This is a genomic window from Microcoleus sp. FACHB-672, assembly GCF_014695725.1.
GTDB lineage: Bacteria > Cyanobacteriota > Cyanobacteriia > Cyanobacteriales > Oscillatoriaceae > FACHB-68.
Genome location: NZ_JACJOU010000021.1, coordinates 13,032 through 32,087, shown reverse-complemented (window position 1 = coordinate 32,087; position 19,056 = coordinate 13,032). Strand labels below are relative to the sequence as shown.

Sequence of the window (19,056 nt, the reverse complement as noted above, 5' to 3'; positions counted from 1 at the left end):
ACCGGATCAGGAGTTGGCCAAACAGCACTTGTCATGGTTTAAGGGCCGGTAGCAGGAAAAATGAAATCGATCAAGTTGTGTCTTAGTTTGTAGTATAACGGTGCTGCCATTTCAAGCCCCATTAGATGCATGGGAAGTGGCGGGCAGCCGAGGTTAACCGATGAAGCGGGAGCAAAAGAAAGCTGTGCAAGCTCATTCCATTTGGATTACCGGCCCGACTCGCACGGGCAAAACGACGCGCCTAGTTGAGCATTTGTGCCGATGGGTGGAGGGGAAAGCAGGAGAGAGGGGAAGAAAATCGCCCAATGCCCACAAAATCCAAAATCCAAAAATCCAGAATCCCCCGTTGCCCACCTCGCCGGCAGTGCTTGTCTTTGCCGCCAATGGCTGGGTGGAATTGGCTGATCGCATCGCCACCGCTACCCAAAGCGTTTATCCCGCGCAAACCACAACACCCCTGCGTTTCTTTCGAGATGAAGTCATTTTATTTTGGCCCCTATTAATCCAGCAATTAAACCTGAGAGCACAATTTCCCCTAAGACTGCGGCCAGAAACCGAACAGGAATTGGCCACCCAACTCTGGCGTCCTGAGTTAGACGCAGGAATTCTCAGGCAGGAGGGGGTAAGTGAATCTCGCATCGTTCGCCGGACTTTGGACTTACTGCAGCTAGCAGCTGCTAGCGGGACGCCGGTTGAAGACGTTCCCCGCATCTTGGAAGCAGGAATGCTTGAAGAATGGGAAATGGAAAATGGCAACGCGTTGCAAAATCCAACATCCAAAATCTACCCCTGCATGGGAGAGTTGCTGCTGCGTTGGCGGAGTTGGTGTCTAGAAAGAGGGTTGCTCACCTACGGGATTATTTGCGAACTCTACTGGCGTCATCTGCTGCCAGATGCCACTTACCAGCAGCACTTAACGCGGCGCTATGGGGCAGTTATGGCGGATGATGTGGATGAGTACCCAGCGATTGCGCGTTACTTGTTTGACTTTTTGCTGGATCAGGGAACGTGGGGCGCTTTTACTTGTAATCCCAATGGTTCGGTGAGACTGGGACTGGATGCTGACCCAGATTTTTTAACCGGCCTCGCGTCACGCTGTCAAGTGGAAACCTTAACCCAGCAGCCGGAAGCTTCTCTAGGAAGTAGTTTAGGTCAGCCGGCAGCCGAGTTGGTTCTCAGTACCTTCACCCTTCCACCTTCCGCGTTTATTCTTCCAGAATCGGTGCGCTCGATTCAAACGATTTCCCGTGCTCAACTGTTGCGAGAAACTGCCGAAGTCATTATTGAAGGGGTGAAAACCCAGCAAGTACAACCTCAAGACATTGCGCTGATCACGCCAGGTTTGGATGCGATTGCTCGTTATAGCTTAATTGAAATTCTCAACAGCCAGGGAATTACGGTAGAATCGCTCAACGAGCAGCGACCGTTGGCTAGTTCTCCAACCGTTCGGGCATTGCTGACGCTTTTGGGGCTAGTTTATCCGGGTTTAGGGCGCTTGGTTGATCGAGATTGTGTTGCCGAAATGCTGGTGATTTTGAGCCGGCAGCCGGTGGGCGTTGTTGATCAAGAAGGTATCCCGGAGAATATTCCCACTTCCCTCTTCAGTGTTCAATCTTCATTTTCTACAAACATTGACCCAGTGCGCGCCGGCTTGTTGGTGGATCACTGTTTTTACCCAGATTTAGAGCAACCTCGTCTGCTGCCGGTGACAGCGTTTCCCCGGTGGGATCGCCTGGGATACCGCGCCACCAATGCCTACCAAGAGATTTTGCAGTGGCTGGAAATGCAAAAATCCCAGTTAACACAACGCCTCATTCCTGGGCCGGTTTCCGTTCTTGATCGGGCGATTCAGCAATTTTTGTGGAGAGGCAGCAATCTCCCCTACGATCAGCTAACAGCATTGCGAGAACTGATTGATATCGCTCAGCATTACTGGCAAGTTGATGGCCGGTTGCGGCAAATTCAACCCAACAAACGGTTAGCGCTTCATGAAACTGTTGGCGAGTTTATTCAACTATTGCGGCGCGGTACAATCTCCGCAAATCCTTACCGGCCTTCGCTGTGGCCACCAGGCGGTGCGATTACGCTGGGTACAATCTTTCAGTATCGTTTTAATCGCCGTTCTCATCGGTGGCATTTTTGGCTCGATGCCGGTTCACCTCTATGGTTGAGTAGTGGGGAGGCGCTGCGATTTGGTGCGCCGTTGTTTCTCAAAGATTGGCCAGAACGCCCTTGGACAGCAGAAGATGGAATTCAGGCTGATGAAAGCCGGTTACAGCGGATTTTGTTAGATTTGCTTTCTCGTGCAGGTGAGCGTCTGTTTCTGTGTCACAGTGAACTCGCGGTTAATGGTCAAGAACAAACCGGGCCGGTGTTATCTTTAGTCAATGCTTGCGTGCCTTTAAATGCAGAGGTTGCACTTACTTAAAATTCAGCCAAGTTTGAATTTCTTGAGCTAACCAAGCGCACTCAACTTCACTCAATTGCCGGCCAAATGAGTATTGTTTGCCGGTTTTTTCTCTCAAGAAAACTTGAGAAATGTTGCCCTTAACCTTGCAGTAAGTATAAATTATCTCAGAAAGGTTCCCTTTTCTTGAAAACACTTTGTGTCCCAACCACCGCCATTCTACGACAAAGTACCTAGAGTTGGTTTCAAAAGCAACCCGTGTAGACTCAAAAAATTCCCGAATAATTGCTAAAACAACTAAACTCGGAGAAATTACCTGTATAATTACTTTTAACCAAAAAGGAATATAGAGATAAATCATTAATAACAGATAATTCATCCAAGCTAAACAGGATAAGAAAATTGTTAAAATAACGAAAAACTTGAGTAATTTTAAGCCGCTAATTCCCTGTGTCGGCATCATAATTTCTAGACTCCCTGAAGATTTTTTTACTACAACACGAGTATTGCTAGGTTTGCAAATATCGGCAGGAAGAAAAGAGGTAGCAGAACTTATTCTCTCACTTTTCCCTTCGTTCGTTGCCTTACGCACTTTTAGCGCCATCAGCACTTCACGAGCCGTACTAAATCGTTTTTCTAAAGCCGGTTCTGTAAGTTGCTCTAACCAATCAACAAAATTAGAATTAATCGTTATCTTATCCTTAAATTGAATGCGTAAATCCTTCTGTGGTAAATCTGCGGGGGCGATGCCGGTTAATAAATGAATTAAAGTTGCGCCTAAAGCATAAAGATCCGATGCCGGTACCGCACGTCCTCCAAATTGTTCCAGCGGTGCATAACCATAAGTGCCCACAACAGTAAACGTTGCCCCTTCTGCCGCCGCCCGATCTTGTACTGCCCCAAAATCCACTAAATAAATTTGATTATCTTCGCCCCAAATTAAATTACTTGGTTTAATATCTCGATGCAGTAAGGCGGGATTTAACTCGTGTAAATAAATCAGAATGTTTAACACTTCAATCGCCAGTTTTCTAACTTCCTGAGCGCTAAATTTTCTCCCTTGCGTGAGTTGGTCTTTCAGAGAGTCTCCAGGGATATATTCTTGTACCAACCCAAACCACAGCGTTCGATCATCTATCGAAAAATAGTCTCGGTATTTTGGAATTCTAGGATGATTGAGCTGTTTGAGAACCTGGGCTTCTCGCTCAAATAATTTAAGGTCATCCCAGTGAACATCCCCGCCAAATGTTAGCAGTTTAACGACAACCAGCTCTTTGGTTGGTGTTGCTAAATCTTCGGCTAGCCAAGTTTGACGACCGGCATTGTGTCCTAACTTTTTCTTGAGCTGATAATGATCGTGTAATATTTGCTCAGCTTGCACCATGATCTCGCCCGTCCTCTGAAATTTTTATTGAGTTTTCTGTGGCCTTAAAATTTTTAGCTTTGTCTAGTATTCCCAAAAATATGAAAAAACCTAACTCACGTCGTTATCCATAAGTAAGCTCTTAAGATTTATTTTGATTTTTTACGATTCTTGAAAAGATTTTATAGCCGGTTTAACAAATATTAAACTGCTATGTATTGGCAATATTTTTTGTGCCCATACAGATGTATTGCAGTGAATTAAAAATCAGTATATAACTCTCCCTACTTTATGTTTTAAAATAAATAGGTCATAATACAATAAGCGGCACCCCAAAGTATCAGCGTTATGGGAATACCCATCATGATGCCGGCAATTGCCCAGCCTCTTTGATGAGCTTTAAAATTCTCAATACTGCGCCATTTCCGGCTTTTCCACGCCCATTCATTACCCTTAACACCCAGAGTAATGGCCATCAAGAAGCCAACATTGGGAACCCACGCCAAAAGTCCAATCCCAACATGATTACTTAAAGGCCAAAAACCAGAAAGTAAAAATGCTCCCCAATTCCAACCTTTAATTTCATCTGGCACCGGCACTGAGGAATCAAATAAGCCACCGCAACCCGAATTATTCTCGATTTTCGGTGAGACTCTTGGCAGCACTTCGATTTTTGGGGTGGTGGATGCTTTGCGGACTTTTAGTGCCTCTAGCGCTTCGCGGGCTGAGCTAAATCGTTTTTCTAAAGCCGGCTCTGTAAGTTGCTCCAACCACGTTAAAAAGTTAGAATTTAGGGTAACTTTATCTTTAAATTGAATGCGTAAATCCTTTTGAGGTAAATCTGCGGGTGCGGTGCCGGTTAGTAAATGAATTAAAGTCGCGCCTAACGCATAAAGATCCGATGCCGGTACCGCACGTCCCCCAAATTGTTCCAGCGGTGCATAACCATAACTTCCCACAACAGTAAACGTTGCTCCTTCCGCTGCCGCCCGATCTTGCACTGCGCCAAAATCCACTAAATAAACCTGATTATTTTCACCCCAAATTAAATTGCTCGGTTTGATATCTCGATGGAGTAATGCCGGGCTAAGCTGATGCAAATAAGTCAGAATGCTTAGCACTTCTAAAGCAATTTTACGAATTTCTTGAGGGCTAAACTTTTTCCCTTGATCTAGCTGTTCTTTCAGCGATGCACCCGGAATATATTCCTGAACCAAGCCAAACCATAGAGTTCGATCATCTATCGAAAAGTAATCTCGATATTTGGGAATTTTTGGATGATTTAGTTGTTTAAGAACCTGGGCTTCCCGCTCAAATAGTTTGAGATCATCCCATTGAACATCGCCGCCAAATGCTAGCAGTTTAACAACCACCGGCTCTTTAGTTGATGTTGTTAAATCCTCAGCCAGCCAAGTTTGACGACCGGCATTATTCCCCAACTTGTTTTTGAGCTGATAGCGCTCATTTAAGACTTGTTTGGCTTGCAGCATAGTTTCGCAATTCCTTCAGCCTCAATTTAGTTGAATTAATCCTGATGAAGTAAACGGATGTTAGTTTTTTACCTCCGTTGTACCAGAGCTACAGCGTCTGTCGCCATTAGTAGTAATGATGGGGGGTGGCGATTGAGCTTTGCCGGTAGAATTTGCTTCACACAAAATAGCTTGGGTCGTCATTTTTGTAACACCTTGCTCCACAGCCTTTACTTGGAAGACACCCCCAACATAGCTCTTAAGATTATCCTTCCGGGCTATTGCATAATTAAATGAAGCATTGCCAGTTTTACGCGTTGAATATTCGTAATTTTCTGTTTGAGTTTTTATGCTCATTCCTAATTTATCAACTGACTCAGAAAAGGTTTTATTTTCCAGATAATAGGCTTGCTGAGCGCGGTTCATGGAACCAATTTTTTCTTTTGCTTCTGAAGGACGAGGCTGAGATGTTTTATAGCTCAGGAAAGCTGGTACAATCACATACGCAATCCCAACGAGCAACAGTTGGAGAACAGCTAAACTTCCTAAACGAAGATAACTCACTGAATTGCTAGGGCGGCGGGGCGAGTTAGTTGCCCTCAATTCATCTGAGAACCGGCCTGTTTTAAGAGCGTTTAGGGCTTGGCGGGCTGTGCTAAATCGCTGTTCTAAAGCTGGATTGGTAAGCGTTTCAACCCAGCGAGAAAATGTAGGGTTAAGGTTAACTACATCGTTAAATTGAATGCGTAAATTTTGCTGCGGTAAATCAGCCGGTGCGGTGCCGGTTAACAAATGAATTAAAGTAGCACCCAGTGCATAAAGATCCGATGCCGGCACTGCCCGTCCCCAAAATTGCTCCATTGGTGCATAGCCGCCGGTGCCAACGACTGTAAAAGTTACACCTTCTGCGGTAGCTTTGTCTTGCACAGCCCCAAAATCAACCAGATAAATTTGATTGTTTTTGCCTAAAATCAAATTGCTGGGCTTGATATCGCGGTGGAGAACCGGCGGACTTAATTCATGCAAGTAAATCAAAATTTCTAGAACGCCGGTGGCAAAGGATCGTACCTGGGATTCTGTAAACTGTTTGCCCTCATCTAAAAGCTGGTTTAAAGACTTGCCTGGAATGTATTCTTGCACTAAGCCAAACCAAGGCAAACCAGCGCCGGTGTTTTTATCAATGGAAAAATAATCGAGATACTGGGGAATTCGGGGGTGATGAAGCTGTTTTAAGACTTTAGCTTCTCTTTCAAACAGCTTGACTTCGTCCCACTGCATCTGAGGGCTAAACGCCAGTAACTTAACAATCACCGGCTCTTTTAATTCTAAATCTTCTGCTAGCCAAGTCTGACGGTTGGCATTGTGTCCTAATTGTTGTTTAAGTTGATAGCGTTTCTGGAGAACCTGATCTTTTTGCAGCATAATAAATGAATTTCAGTGATTAGGTATCAAGGCGAAATAAATTTTTCCTTTTTGCTGTTTCAACCCTCGCTTCACGCTTGCCTTTCTTTGGCTCGCTGAACCCACTCTTCAATTTCTTGAGCTAGCCAAAGCACTTCAGGTTTACTCAAATGCTTTCCAAATAAATATTGCTCGTTCTGGGTTTCAATGATAACTCCTTGAGAAAAAATGGGTGTAATCTTTTTAATCTCTGAAATTTTCCCTATTTCCGACCGATTTTTGCCATAACCGAACAGCTGCTCCTCAATTTTAAATTGGTTTTTATGAAAATCAAGATTTTGCTGCCCCCAGTAGGTTAGCAAGGTGGTATTAAAATCATTTTGTAAGTTCGCAATTTCTTGAGTAGTGTCTATCCAGACTTTAACCGCCAATAAAATTGGTAAAGCAACTAAACATGATAAAGTAATAGAAAATAAACCAGAAGCAAATAAAGAAATTAAACCAAAAAATACCAGAGAACCGAGAAGTAGCTGAAAAGGGAGAAACCCGACAGTCAGAATTAATTGAAATAAGATTTTGATCAGACCATAAAATGACAGGGCCGATTTAGGAATTTGAACGCCTAAATGAAGGGAAGATTTGCTCAGCTTCACACGGCTGCCGGCAGGCTGAGGAATCGTTGGCAGAGGTAGGTGCAGAGATTTGCCAGTTTTAAGCGCTTCTAATGCTTGGCTAGCTGTGCTAAATCGTCGAGTTAAATCAGGTTCAGTCAGGGTTTCAATCCAGCTAATAAACTTGGGATTTAGGCTGACGTGATCTCGAAATTGAATGCGTAAATTATTTTGGGGTAAGTCAGCAGGTGAAGTGCCGGTGAGCAAATGAATTAGAGTGGCACCGGCAGCATACAGATCCGATGCCGGCACCGCGCGTCCCCAAAACTGTTCTAGAGGCGCATAGCCGGCACTTCCCACAACCGTAAAAGTCACACCTTCGGCAGCAACAGGATCTTGCACAGCCCCAAAATCAACGAGATAAATTTGCTTGTCTTTTCCCCAGATCAGATTGCTGGGTTTAATATCGCGATGGAGTACCGGCGGATTCAATTCATGCAAGTACATTAAAATTTCTAAGATGCCGGTGGCAATTGAGCGCACTTGAGACTCGGTAAAGCGCTCACCCCGATCTAGGATCTGTTGCAAGGAAAAGCCAGGGATGTAGTCGTGTACCAGTGCAAACCAATGTAAACCGGCTCCCATTTCCTTGTCTATGGAAAAATAGTCACGATATTGGGGAATCCTGACATGATTTAGCTGCTTAAGAACTTGAGCTTCCCGTTCAAAGAGTTTAAGTTCCTCCCACTGCATCTGCGGACTAAACGCCAGCAATTTAACAATGACAGGCGCGCCGTTAAGGGATACCTCTGGAGATGGGGCGTTTAAATCCTTTGCCAGCCATGTTTGACGACCGGCATGATTTCCTAATTGCCGATGGAGTTGATAACGTCCCTGTAAGATTTGTTGTGCTTGCAGCATTTTGTGCCTATTCCCGGCAGCGATCTATACTTTAATCTACCCTTCCCCAGCCGTGCCGTCCTTAAAATTTTGCTAAAATTTTTTGTTGAGTCATTGTGGCTGATGCTGCCGGCTTTGCGGCGGTCTGGATAAGCAAGTTGCCAGAGTTGCCGACTTTAGTAAAACTCTGGATAAAATAAAGTGCGCCAGCTCAATAAATTTTGACTGTTTCCCACAACCAATTGAATTATGCGGCTCACTCCCTCTCAAATCGCTAATCTAGAAAATTTCCTGCAAAAAACAAGAGATGATATTTATCCAGAACCACCAAGTCCGGAACACACCCGATTAACTTATAAACTGTTTAACTATTGTTTAAATAAAATTGATTTACCTCCCAAAGCCAAAATTTTAGATGTGGGGTGCGGGCAAGGAATTGCCTTAGAAATGTTTAAAGAGAAAGGATATTTACCAGTTGGAATTACCTTGGGTCAAGAAGACCTCAATGCCTGTCGTGCCCAGGGATATGAGGTTTACGAAATGGATCAATCTTTTTTAGAATTTGGGGATGCTGAGTTTGATTTCATTTGGTGCCGGCATTGTATCGAACATAGCATTTTTCCTTATTACACTTTATCTGAATTCTATCGGGTATTAAAACCTGAAGCTTATTTATATATAGAAGTGCCGGCACCCGATACCTGTACAACACACCAAAGTAACCCAAATCATTACAGTGTTTTAGGGAAAAGTATGTGGTATCAGTTAATTAAACGTGCGGGATTTAAAATGATTGACAACGCAGATATTAAATTTCCCATTCAAGTCAAAAGTAGAGAAACGGGAGAAATTATAGACGGCATTGATAATTACTGGGCATTTATCAGCAAAAAAAATAACTAAAGTTAGGAAAAAAGAGAGCCGGCACTCAGAATTTAAGTCTGAGTGCCGGCTTTTACTTATTTCCAATTTTCCCAAGAACGGTTGAAAATTGAAGTATCTGGAAAAGCAACTGGGTTGCCATTCAACTGAAGGCGCTGTTGCAGTGCGTACAGCGTCGGATCAAAGATCGGAATTCGCTCCACCAGCTTGTAAGGCATGAGTCCATTTTCCAAGGCAAAATCAGCCGTGACACCGGCAGCCGCGCCGGCAGACCATTCAAAAGAATGCACCCGATAAGCAGCGGCGGCAATGTGAGTGGTGGCAATACTTTTACCGGCAACCAGCATATTGTCAATTTTCTGGGGAATCATCGCCCGCAGAGGAATTTGGAAGGGATAAGCCGTGCCGGCACCTCGACGCTCACCCTCACGCTCAGTATTGCCTGGAGTTTCAGGAGGGCTTTGCGTCATGCAAGGGTGGAAGTCGATGGCGTAGTGACCAATTCCCACAGAATCGGGGAAGATACTCGAACGCGTTCTCGGCTTCGCTTCCTCAACCGGCTTCTTATCTGTAATGATATTTGGCGCATCTAAGCCGGCAAGGGCTGTCCACAAGTTGCGATACTCTTCTGGCAACAAATTCAGGCGATAGTAATCTTCCCGATAATCCTTGCGAGAAATATCAACTTCCGACACCATAAAACCTTGAGGATGCGCCAAACTAGGCCGGCCAATAATGCGACGTCCTTCTCGCATATAAGGATATTTAGATAAGCCATGCGCCGTTCCCATTGGGGAATTTAAACCCGATACAAAACGGTTATTTGGATATGGCTTTTTCACCCCATCTCCGAGTTGAGAATCCGTTGTTCCCGCTACCAACCAGTGAAAGTAACCCAGGGCGTTTTCTTCACCCTTTCGCAAAGCTTCTGTTCGCAGTCCACCCAGCCATCCCCCCGATTCCAATTGACCACTTTCTTCCAATTGTTCGCGGGTATAAATCAGATTATCCACCTCGGTTCCGGGCCGGTAATCGTTGCCCCATGTCCAGTTTTGCATGGAAATATCACCGGCATCGATGGGGAAATCTTTCGGGTTTGGGGGTTGTTTGCGATCCGGGTTGGTGCTCAAAATGCGCCGATAGGTGAAAACAAGCGGAAAACTGGCTAAGCGGGGCAATTCATAGCTGTAATAGGGCGCATATTGAGAATAAAAAGCCGGTTCTTTATGCTCTTGGGGCTTCTCCGTGGCTTGCATTGCAAAGGTATAGGTGAAGCCTTGAGTGCAGAATGGATCACCCTCTGCGCTAGAAGAAGAAGGTTCTAAGGCAGAACGAGGATCAATACCCAGCCGGTAGGGAACGTCTGCAAGGGCAATCAATTCGCCGGTTTCTGTGGCGTCTACAACGTACCACGGAGCAGGGGCTGGGGATTTCGATTTAGAATTAGTGGCTGCCGGAACGAAGCGGATAATGGTTTTATCAAACCGGCGTGAATTCTCGTAACGATACGCGTCTTCAATTGTTTGAGAAAGGGGTTCTGTATTCAGTGGCGCAGTGCCGGCAGCCGGTTCATGTTGAATCGCAACTGCGCCAGTAATTAAGTTGCCAGAGGCGTTTGTTTGCACCTCTTTTACAACAGTATTGGGATACCATTTAAGCTTGCCTTTTCCCCGTTTAGCAGCGTCTTTAAGCAAACCAAATAGCAGTTCGTGGCCGTCGGAGGGCAGAAAACACGATTCACTCACCCAACAAGCACCGGGATTCAGTCTGCCGTACTCGTTCTTGATTCGCTGTCTAAATTCCAAATAGCCGCGAGGATAATATAGCTGTTGCCGCTGTGTCGGGCGTTCATCGAGTGCAGAGGTGCCTTGGGCAGAAATTTGACCTCCCACCCAGTCGGTGATTTCGGTGAGGCAAACTGTTCTGCCGGCAAGTAAACCTTCGTAAGCAGTCGCCGCGCCGGCAAGTCCGCCGCCAGTGACTAAAATTTCACAGGATTCTTCTTTATCCGGGCTTCTGGGGGGTGCGGCAATGCCGGTGGGGATGAGGGATACTAGCCAAGTCAAGCCTAGGGTTAAGCTAATCAGTGATTGTCTTTTGCTAATGCTTTGTGATCGCTGCATGGTAGAAAGTCTGTTAGTTGCGTACATCCAGGTTGAGACAAGGTTTATCGCGTCTGTAGCAGACGCTACCTGCACCCAAAAAATCATTCTGTACTATTCGGGCATCTTTTTGTACGTTCAGGGTAATTAAAGGGTGAAATTGCTTTGGTTAAACTTCAGGCCGCTCTATAAACAGTTTTTTTTAACCTCAACTCTCTGACTTTAGCCAAACCTTTGAGATGCCGGCATATATCCCTATACATCAAAACAAAACCATCCATTTTTTTTGTAAAAAGGAAGATTAAAATCTTGCAAGCAGTATCCTAATTATCTATATAAACTTCAATAAAACTCAAGCCATCATTAAAAACGTTATTTTTTTTAAAAATAGAATAAATTTTTTAAAATTATTTTTAAGCTCTATCTTCTAAAGATTGCCGTTTGGGTTGAGTTATAAAATAAACCGTTTAGTCTAAAATTTTTATTTTCGCATTGCAAAATATAAGAGAAAAACTGCTCGGTAAATTTGTTAAGTTATATTATTAAGTTTTATTAACAAAAATATAAATTCATGAATAACAACTGAGCGAACGGGAATAGTAATTTTAACAGTCTTCAGGCTCAAGAGAAGCAGTAAGGGTAATTATGGGTAACGCGACGATAAATCTTTTGGGTTACAGCGTAATTGAGCAAATATACTCAGGAACTCGAACTCTGGTTTATCGGGGTATCCGAGAAACAGACCGACAACCTGTTGTTATCAAAGTGCTTCGCAATGAGTTTCCTCCCTTTAATGAACTCGTTCACTTCCGCAACCAGTACATCATTGGCAAAAATCTCGATCTTCCTGGCATCATCAAAACCTACAGCCTGGAAAGGTACTATAACAGCTTCGCTTTAATTCTGGAAGATTTTGGTGGCATTTCCTTGTGTAGCTACCTCACTTCTGTCGCAGAAACCAGCAACCAAGCCTCTAAAACTTCTGGCTTACCCATATCCTTGTTTTTCTCCATCGCGATTCAAGTTGCCCATACCCTTGACGCACTGTGCCGGCATCGTGTCATCCACAAAGACCTCAAACCCGCAAATATTGTAATTAATCCTATTAGTAAAGAGGTAAAACTGATTGACTTCAGCATTGCCTCCTTATTGCCACGCGAAACCCAAGAAATTCAAAATCCTAATATTCTTGAAGGCACCCTACCTTATATATCTCCCGAACAAACAGGGCGCATGAATCGGGGAATTGATTACCGCACAGATTTCTACTCTCTCGGAGTCACTTTCTACGAATTGCTAACGGGACAGTTGCCTTTTCAAACGGATGACCCGATGGACTTGGTCCATTGTCACCTTGCTAAGCAGGCGATTCCAGTTCATCACCTTAATGAAAACGTTCCGCCAGTATTGTCGGAAATTGTTAGCAAACTGATGGCAAAGAATGCAGAACATCGCTATCAAAGTGCATTGGGACTAGAGTACGATTTGCAAAGTTGTTTATCCCAGTGGAAAGATGCCGGTGAAACAGCTAACTTTGATTTAGCAACACGAGATTTGTGCGATCGCTTCATCATCCCAGAAAAGCTGTACGGTCGGGAAAACGAAGTGTTAGCCTTACTAGCGGCATTTGAGCGAGTCAGTGCAGGAAGTGCCGAAATGATGCTCGTTGCCGGGTTTTCCGGCATTGGCAAAACCGCTGTCGTCAACGAAGTTCACAAACCAATTGTGAGACAGCGAGGCTACTTCATTAAAGGCAAGTTCGACCAATTTCAGCGCAACCTTCCTTTCAGTGCTTTTGTACAGGCTTTTCGAGATTTGATGGCGCAATTGCTGAGCGAAACGGACGCTAAAGTTGAGCAGTGGAAGACTCAAATCCTGACAGCATTGGGCGAGAATGCTCAAGTAATTGTTGACGTGATTCCCGAACTAGAGCGGATTATTGGAGAGCAAACCCCCGCACCAGAACTGACTGGGACTGCTGCCCAAAATCGATTCAATCGGTTATTCGAGAACTTCATCTCTGTCTTCACCACCCAAGAACATCCCCTCGTTATTTTCTTGGACGACTTGCAATGGGTTGATTTAGCCTCATTGAACTTGATTCAACTACGGACAAGCGATCACGAGCGCCGCTATCTTTTCTTAATGGGAGCTTATCGAGATAACGAAGTTAGTCCAGTACACCCTTTAATGCTGACATTATCCGACATTCAAAAAGCCGGAGCAACGGTAAACACCATTACTCTAGAGCCGCTTGGAGTCTCGGATTTGAATTCTTTAATTGCCGATACCCTAGCTTGTTCTACAGCGTTAGCTTTGCCTCTAACCGACCTGGTTTATCAAAAAACCAAAGGAAATCCATTTTTTAGTACGCAATTTCTCAAATTTTTGTATAAAGATGGGCTGATTGCGTTTAATTTTGAGGCTCGGTATTGGCAGTGCGATATAGTCCAAGTGCGGACATTGGCACTAACGGATGATGTAGTGGAGTTCATGGCACTTCAGTTGCGAAAGTTGCCGGATCCAACGCAAGAAATTTTAAAGTTAGCTGCCTGCATCGGGAACCAATTCGATTTGGCAACATTAGGAATTGTTAATGAAAAATCGCCTATAGGAACAGCAAATATATTGTGGAAAGCGCTACAAGAAGGGCTGATTATACCCGTAAGCGAGGTTTATAAATTTTACCAGGGAGAAGAAAATGGGGAATTAGCAATCGGTCAGAAAAAATCAGACCCCTTACCAACCTACAAATTTTTACATGATCGCGTTCAACAAGCAGCCTATTCACTGATTCCTGAAAACGAAAAGCAAGCAACTCATCTCAAAATTGGACAATTGCTACTTCACAATTCCTCGGAGATTCAAAGAGAGGAAAAACTGTTTGATATTGTCGGACATTTGAATTTAGGACAAGAATTAATTACTCTATCGAGCGACCGGGAAGCGTTAGCCCAACTCAACATCAAAGCCGGAGGTAAAGCCAGAGATTCTACCGCCTACGCTGCGGGAATGCTTTATCTGCAAACAGGCATTGATCTACTGACCGCGAACTGTTGGCAAAGTCAGTATGAATTGACCCTGAACCTCTATGTGGCGGCAGCCGAAGCTGCCTATTTGAATGGTGACTTTGACAGCATGGAACAGATCGCAGCACTGGTGTTGCAAAAAGCCCAGACAATCTTAGACAAAGTTAAAATTTACGAAATTCAAATCGCCGCTCAGACAGCACAAAGCAAGACATTGGAAGCCATTGCAATAGCAAGAGATGCCCTGGGGCAATTGGGAGTTGAATTTCCTACTGCACCTGACGAAGCTAAGATTGGCAAAGCGCTACAAGACCTTGCCACCCAACTCCAGGATAGACAGATTGAAGAAATGGCTAATCTTCCTCTGATGAGCGATCCTCAGATTCAGGCAGCTATGCCACTGTTAGGAATGTTATTTGCACCCATTCTCCAGGGAATTCCGGGCTTAGTGCCTATACTTAGCTCGACGATGGTGAGTTTATCGCTCGAGTTTGGGAATGCACCCGCATCGACAGTAGGTTATGCGATTCACGGCATGGTGTTATGTGCCTTTTTGGGAGAGGTAGAAACAGGCTATAGCTTTGGTAAATTGGCGCTGAATTTGCTTGCTCAGTTCAATACACGAGAATTTAAGTGCATTACTCATAATATGTTTGGGGCTTTTATTCAGCATCATCAAGATGCTATGAGGGCAGGGATACCAACGCTGAAAGAGGGCTATCTGGCTGGCATGGAAACTGGCGATTTTCTCAACGCTGGTTACAACATAGCTACTTACAGCTACATCAACTTTTTCGGTGGGGTAGAGCTGGATACTTGGGAACCCGAACTAGCAGGCTACAGCGCTGCCTTAGCTAAGGTAAAGCAATATTCTGCTCAGACTTATTTGCATATGGAGCAGCAGATGTTGAAGAATCTGAGGGAAGTTGTGAGTCAACCAGATTGCTTAATGGGAACTGCTTACGATGAAAGAGTAATGATTCCTAAGCACTATCAGGATCATGAATTTAGTGCGATCGCCCTTGTCTACATCTACAAACAGGTGCTTGCTTACTCTTTTGGTAATTATCCCGCTGCCCTCGACTACACTAACCAAGCCAAACAGTATTCGATGGCAGTATCAGGATTAATTCTTGTTTCCATTTTCCATTTCTATGCAGCCCTGACGCACCTGGCATTGTTCCCTACACAACCAGAGCAAGCGCAAGCTGGAATTCTTGCTCAGGTGGAAACCCATCAAAGCATTCTGTACCAGGCGGCGCAAAAGGCTCCCATGAATCATCTGCATAAGTGGTATTTAGTGGAGGCAGAACGGCAACGGGTTTTGGGTCATAAGGCGAATGCACTTGAAATGTATGATCTCGCCATTTCTGGAGCCAAAAACAACGAATACGTGAATGAAGAAGCCCTTGCCAACGAATTGGCTGCTAAATTCTACCTGGAATGGGGAAAAGAAAAAATCGCTCAGGTGTATCTGGTAGATGCTTATTATGGCTACGCTCGTTGGGGAGCTAAAGCGAAGGTTGACGATCTAGAAGACCGCTATCCTCAACTGCTGGTTTCTATTTTGCAACAGAATAGAACTGATCCATTCGAGGCCGGCACTATCTCTAAGGGCACCTTCTCCATCTCTAGTACGCACCAAACACTTGCTGGAAGTACCAGTACTACTGTCATAGATTTACCAACAGTAATCAAAGCTTCTCAAGTTCTTTCTAGTGAAATACAGATCGACCAGCTGCTCACGACTCTCATGCAAGTGGTGGTGAAAAATGCCGGTGCTCAAACAGGAGTCTTAATTTTAAACGAAGAGGGAGGCTGGAAAATCGCTGTACACTGTCTCAATCGTCAAGGCTGTTTTCTCCAAGATATTTTGATTGAGCAAAGCCAAGAAATTCCCCAGACTCTCATTAATTACGTTAAACGCACCCAGAAACCTCTAGTTTTTGATGATGCCGGCACTCACTTAACATTTGCTTCTGACCCCTACATGAAGCAGCATCAACCAAAAAGTATTCTATGTACTCCTATTCTCCATCAAGGCAAAATGATGGCAATTCTATATCTAGAGAATAATCTGGCTACAGGGGCATTCACCGGCGATCGCGTTGCTATCCTTAATATTCTATGTTCTCAAGCAGCAATTTCTTTACAAAATGCTCGTTTGTATCAGCAATCCCAGGAATATGCCCAAAAACTAGAACTGTATCTCAACAATCTCAAACAGATGCAACTACAACTGGTGCAAAGCGAAAAAATGTCTGCGCTTGGCAATCTAGTAGCTGGAGTTGCTCACGAAATTAATAATCCCGTCGGCTTCCTTTTAGGAAACTTGCAGCCGGCTCAAGATTACCTGCGAGATTTATTTAACCTGCTCGACCTCTATCAAGACAAATTTGCCAATCCGGGAGCAGAAATTGAAGCAGAAATTGAAGCAATCGATTTAGAGTATTTGCGAGAAGATTTGCCCAAACTGATTAACTCGATGAATGAGGGTGTTGATCGCATTCGTAATATCAGTACGAGTCTAAGAACTTTTTCGAGGGCAGATAGTGATCGTCCCGTTCCTTTTAATATTCACGAGGGAATAGACAGCACTCTCTTGATTCTCAAGCACCGATTAAAAGCGAGCGAGCGCCGGCCTGCTATTGAAATCGTGAAAGAGTATGGCAACTTGCCCCTCGTGGAGTGCTTCCCCGGACAGTTGAATCAGGTATTTATGAATATCTTGGCGAATGCCATTGATGCTTTGGAGGATTCCAATAAGGGACGTAGCTTTAAGGAAATTCAAAACTTCCCTAATTTGATTACGATTCAAACAGCTCAAGACAAAGAAAGCGAACGGGTTTTGATTAGAATTAAGGATAATGGAGCGGGAATGTCGGATGAAGTGCAGGAAAAAATCTTTGATCATCTCTTCACAACAAAGCCAGTGGGTGAAGGAACCGGCTTAGGACTATCGATTGCCCGTCAAATTGTTTTGGAGAAACATAGAGGAACGTTGGAAGTAAATTCTTCTATTGGGCAGGGTTCCGAGTTGATTATTTCTATTCCGCTTAAGGGATAAAATTATCGAATTTAGAAACATTATCAGCCTCTAAAAGTGTTTTAACCCAGCCGCCGGCAGATTTATGCGATGATGGCGGTGAGCGCAAAGCTCAAATCGCCATTGCCTAACGATTTGAGCTTTGCCCTTTAAGAATCACCGGCATCTGGATCTATACCAAGCGCTCTTAATTGCGCGGCTAATCTTTCAGCGCGTTGTTCCGCTTGCACAATGCGTTCTTCTGGCGTTAGAAATCTCGTTTCTTGCTGATCGTACCAATACAGCCATTCCCGTGTGATTCCCTGGTAGGTTCCCCGTTCTGCGCCAATCCCTAAACCAATTTCTGGCAACCAAACGGGATTACCTTGTTGCAATATATATTGTCCATCTACTAAAAAATACACTTCTAAGGGCGGTTTCTTGCGCCGGCGCGGGTTATAAACCACATAGTAGGGCACTTCCATTTCGGCATAGAATTCTTTCTTTTTGCTGTATTCTCCCCGGCGTTTATGGGAGACGACTTCTAAGACTAAAGTAGGAACGCGATTTTCTTCCCAAAGTAGATAACTCAGGCGCAAGTCTTCATGAAAAAACCGCTCAACTCCTATGCTAAGAAAACCATCTGGCACGATTGCCAGTTCATTGGGTTCGTAGTAAATTCCCATGTCAACGCCAAAGAACCAATCCCAGCGATTGGCCCACAGCAAGGCTAGGATTGCTTTGAGCAAACCTGGGATTAAATCTTGTAGTTCGTTATCCACCGGCGTATCATCTGAGTCTGGTAGATCTTCGGAGGAGGGTAAGCAATCTAGCGGGTTGTACTTTAACATGATTGAAGTAGGGACAACTCACAATTACTATGGTAACTGTCTATAATTGTTTTATTGCAAGAATCTAGAATGTGTTTTTTTTTAACCACAGATGGACATAGATAAACCCAGATAGTTTATCAAGATTGTTGGCTTTTGACAGGGATTTGATGTTTGAATAGGTTTGTAAGATTATAGTTTTTTAAGCAAAAGTTATGCGGAAAAATCAACTGAAAAGAAAGCTAAAACAGGGGGAATTTACCTTGGGTTTATTTGTTAATTGTGCGTATCCAGCGTTTATGGAAATTTGTGGGCACGCCGGCTTTGATTTTGCGATTATTGATATGGAACATGGCCCCTTGCATACGCTGGGTGCGGAGGATCTTTGCCGCGCCGCAGATTGTGTGGGACTTGCGCCGGTTATTCGGATTCGCAAAAATGATGGGCCGCAAATTCAACGGGCACTCGATATCGGAAGCGCCGGCATCCAAGTGCCTCAAATTGAAACGAAGGCCGATGCAGAAGCGGTTGTGCGGGGTGCGAAATACTCTCCGATTGGTTCGCGGGGTCTTTCTTTTAACACGCGGGCCGGCAACTATACGGCGGCGGGGACAAATATCACTGATCGGCTGAATGAGGAATCTTTGGTTGTGGTTCACGTTGAAGGGACTCGCGGCATAGAAAACCTGGAAGAAATTGTTAGCGTTCCCCACATTGATGTGATTTTTCTCGGCCCTTACGATTTATCGCAGTCCCTAGGAATTCCCGGACAAGTGCGTGATCCGCGTGTAATTGACCTGATGAAAAGTGCGGTACAAACAATTCGGAATGCGGGGAAAGCTGCCGGCACTTTCGCGGATAATCCGGAAACAGCTAAGCAATGGCGTGATGCCGGTGTTCAATATGTGGCGCTTGGAGTTGATGTTGCTATCTTTTTGCGGGCGTGTGAGGCGTTAGTAAAAGCGGTCAGGAGTTAATCTAGTAACCCTGATGCCGGTAAAGTAGTGTCTGCTTTATCTATTGTGGAATTTACTGAG

General features: G+C 44.5%; 10 protein-coding genes. 4 read left to right on the top strand and 6 right to left on the bottom strand.

The features are described from left to right. The first annotated feature begins 160 nt into the window (after positions 1–160). The gene (locus tag H6F56_RS17035; protein ID WP_199312999.1) at positions 161–2,428 is read left to right on the top strand and encodes a recombinase family protein; all 2,268 of its coding nucleotides are present in this window, start codon (positions 161–163) and stop codon (positions 2,426–2,428) included. On the opposite strand, the gene H6F56_RS17030 is transcribed toward H6F56_RS17035, so the two are convergent. The 4 genes from H6F56_RS17030 to H6F56_RS17015 all read right to left on the bottom strand — a co-directional run bounded on the left by H6F56_RS17030 (position 2,421) and on the right by H6F56_RS17015 (position 8,172). After that, complete coding sequence (locus H6F56_RS17030) at positions 2,421–3,791, bottom strand: serine/threonine protein kinase (RefSeq protein ID WP_190670380.1); 1,371 nt, start codon at positions 3,789–3,791, stop codon at positions 2,421–2,423. The two genes, H6F56_RS17035 and H6F56_RS17030, sit on opposite strands and share 8 nt — an antisense overlap. Positions 3,792–4,066: 275 nt before the next feature. After that, positions 4,067–5,260, bottom strand: coding sequence for a serine/threonine protein kinase (locus H6F56_RS17025; protein ID WP_190670376.1), 1,194 nt, complete (start codon positions 5,258–5,260; stop codon positions 4,067–4,069). Between the two features lie 60 nt (positions 5,261–5,320). Then, a complete protein-coding gene (locus tag H6F56_RS17020; protein ID WP_190670373.1) occupies positions 5,321–6,661 on the bottom strand; it encodes a type IV pilin-like G/H family protein in 1,341 nt (446 codons plus the stop codon). Between the two features lie 71 nt (positions 6,662–6,732). Then, the gene (locus H6F56_RS17015) at positions 6,733–8,172 is read right to left on the bottom strand and encodes a serine/threonine protein kinase (protein ID WP_190670371.1); all 1,440 of its coding nucleotides are present in this window, start codon (positions 8,170–8,172) and stop codon (positions 6,733–6,735) included. A 228-nt stretch (positions 8,173–8,400) separates the two neighbouring features. On the opposite strand from H6F56_RS17015, the gene H6F56_RS17010 reads away from it, so the two are divergent. Next, complete coding sequence (locus H6F56_RS17010; RefSeq protein WP_190670368.1) at positions 8,401–9,054, top strand: class I SAM-dependent methyltransferase; 654 nt, start codon at positions 8,401–8,403, stop codon at positions 9,052–9,054. A gap of 56 nt (positions 9,055–9,110) precedes the next feature. Here the strand turns inward: H6F56_RS17010 and H6F56_RS17005 are convergent, their stop codons facing one another. Next, complete coding sequence (locus H6F56_RS17005; RefSeq protein ID WP_190670366.1) at positions 9,111–11,156, bottom strand: FAD-dependent oxidoreductase; 2,046 nt, start codon at positions 11,154–11,156, stop codon at positions 9,111–9,113. Between the two features lie 624 nt (positions 11,157–11,780). On the opposite strand from H6F56_RS17005, the gene H6F56_RS17000 reads away from it, so the two are divergent. Next, positions 11,781–17,231, top strand: a complete 5,451-nt coding sequence (locus tag H6F56_RS17000) for an ATP-binding sensor histidine kinase (protein ID WP_190670364.1) — start codon at positions 11,781–11,783, stop codon at positions 17,229–17,231. Between the two features lie 128 nt (positions 17,232–17,359). Here H6F56_RS17000 and H6F56_RS16995 read toward each other — a convergent pair whose 3' ends face one another. Continuing rightward, positions 17,360–18,040 (bottom strand): Uma2 family endonuclease, encoded by a 681-nt coding sequence (locus H6F56_RS16995; RefSeq protein WP_190670361.1) that lies wholly within the window; start codon positions 18,038–18,040, stop codon positions 17,360–17,362. A gap of 194 nt (positions 18,041–18,234) precedes the next feature. Between H6F56_RS16995 and H6F56_RS16990 the strand changes: the two genes are divergently transcribed. Beyond that, positions 18,235–18,996: an HpcH/HpaI aldolase family protein gene (locus tag H6F56_RS16990; protein WP_190670358.1), complete on the top strand. Its 762-nt coding sequence runs from the start codon at positions 18,235–18,237 to the stop codon at positions 18,994–18,996. Positions 18,997–19,056: the final 60 nt, after the last annotated feature.

Bases quoted from the DNA above. Each gene is read 5' to 3' on its own strand.
- H6F56_RS17035 (WP_199312999.1), top strand. From the start codon at position 161: ATGAAGCGGGAGCAAAAGAAAGCTGTGCAAGCTCATTCCATTTGGATT.
- H6F56_RS17030 (WP_190670380.1), bottom strand. From the start codon at position 3,791: ATGGTGCAAGCTGAGCAAATATTACACGATCATTATCAGCTCAAGAAA.
- H6F56_RS17025 (WP_190670376.1), bottom strand. From the start codon at position 5,260: ATGCTGCAAGCCAAACAAGTCTTAAATGAGCGCTATCAGCTCAAAAAC.
- H6F56_RS17020 (WP_190670373.1), bottom strand. From the start codon at position 6,661: ATGCTGCAAAAAGATCAGGTTCTCCAGAAACGCTATCAACTTAAACAA.
- H6F56_RS17015 (WP_190670371.1), bottom strand. From the start codon at position 8,172: ATGCTGCAAGCACAACAAATCTTACAGGGACGTTATCAACTCCATCGG.
- H6F56_RS17010 (WP_190670368.1), top strand. From the start codon at position 8,401: ATGCGGCTCACTCCCTCTCAAATCGCTAATCTAGAAAATTTCCTGCAA.
- H6F56_RS17005 (WP_190670366.1), bottom strand. From the start codon at position 11,156: ATGCAGCGATCACAAAGCATTAGCAAAAGACAATCACTGATTAGCTTA.
- H6F56_RS17000 (WP_190670364.1), top strand. From the start codon at position 11,781: ATGGGTAACGCGACGATAAATCTTTTGGGTTACAGCGTAATTGAGCAA.
- H6F56_RS16995 (WP_190670361.1), bottom strand. From the start codon at position 18,040: ATGTTAAAGTACAACCCGCTAGATTGCTTACCCTCCTCCGAAGATCTA.
- H6F56_RS16990 (WP_190670358.1), top strand. From the start codon at position 18,235: ATGCGGAAAAATCAACTGAAAAGAAAGCTAAAACAGGGGGAATTTACC.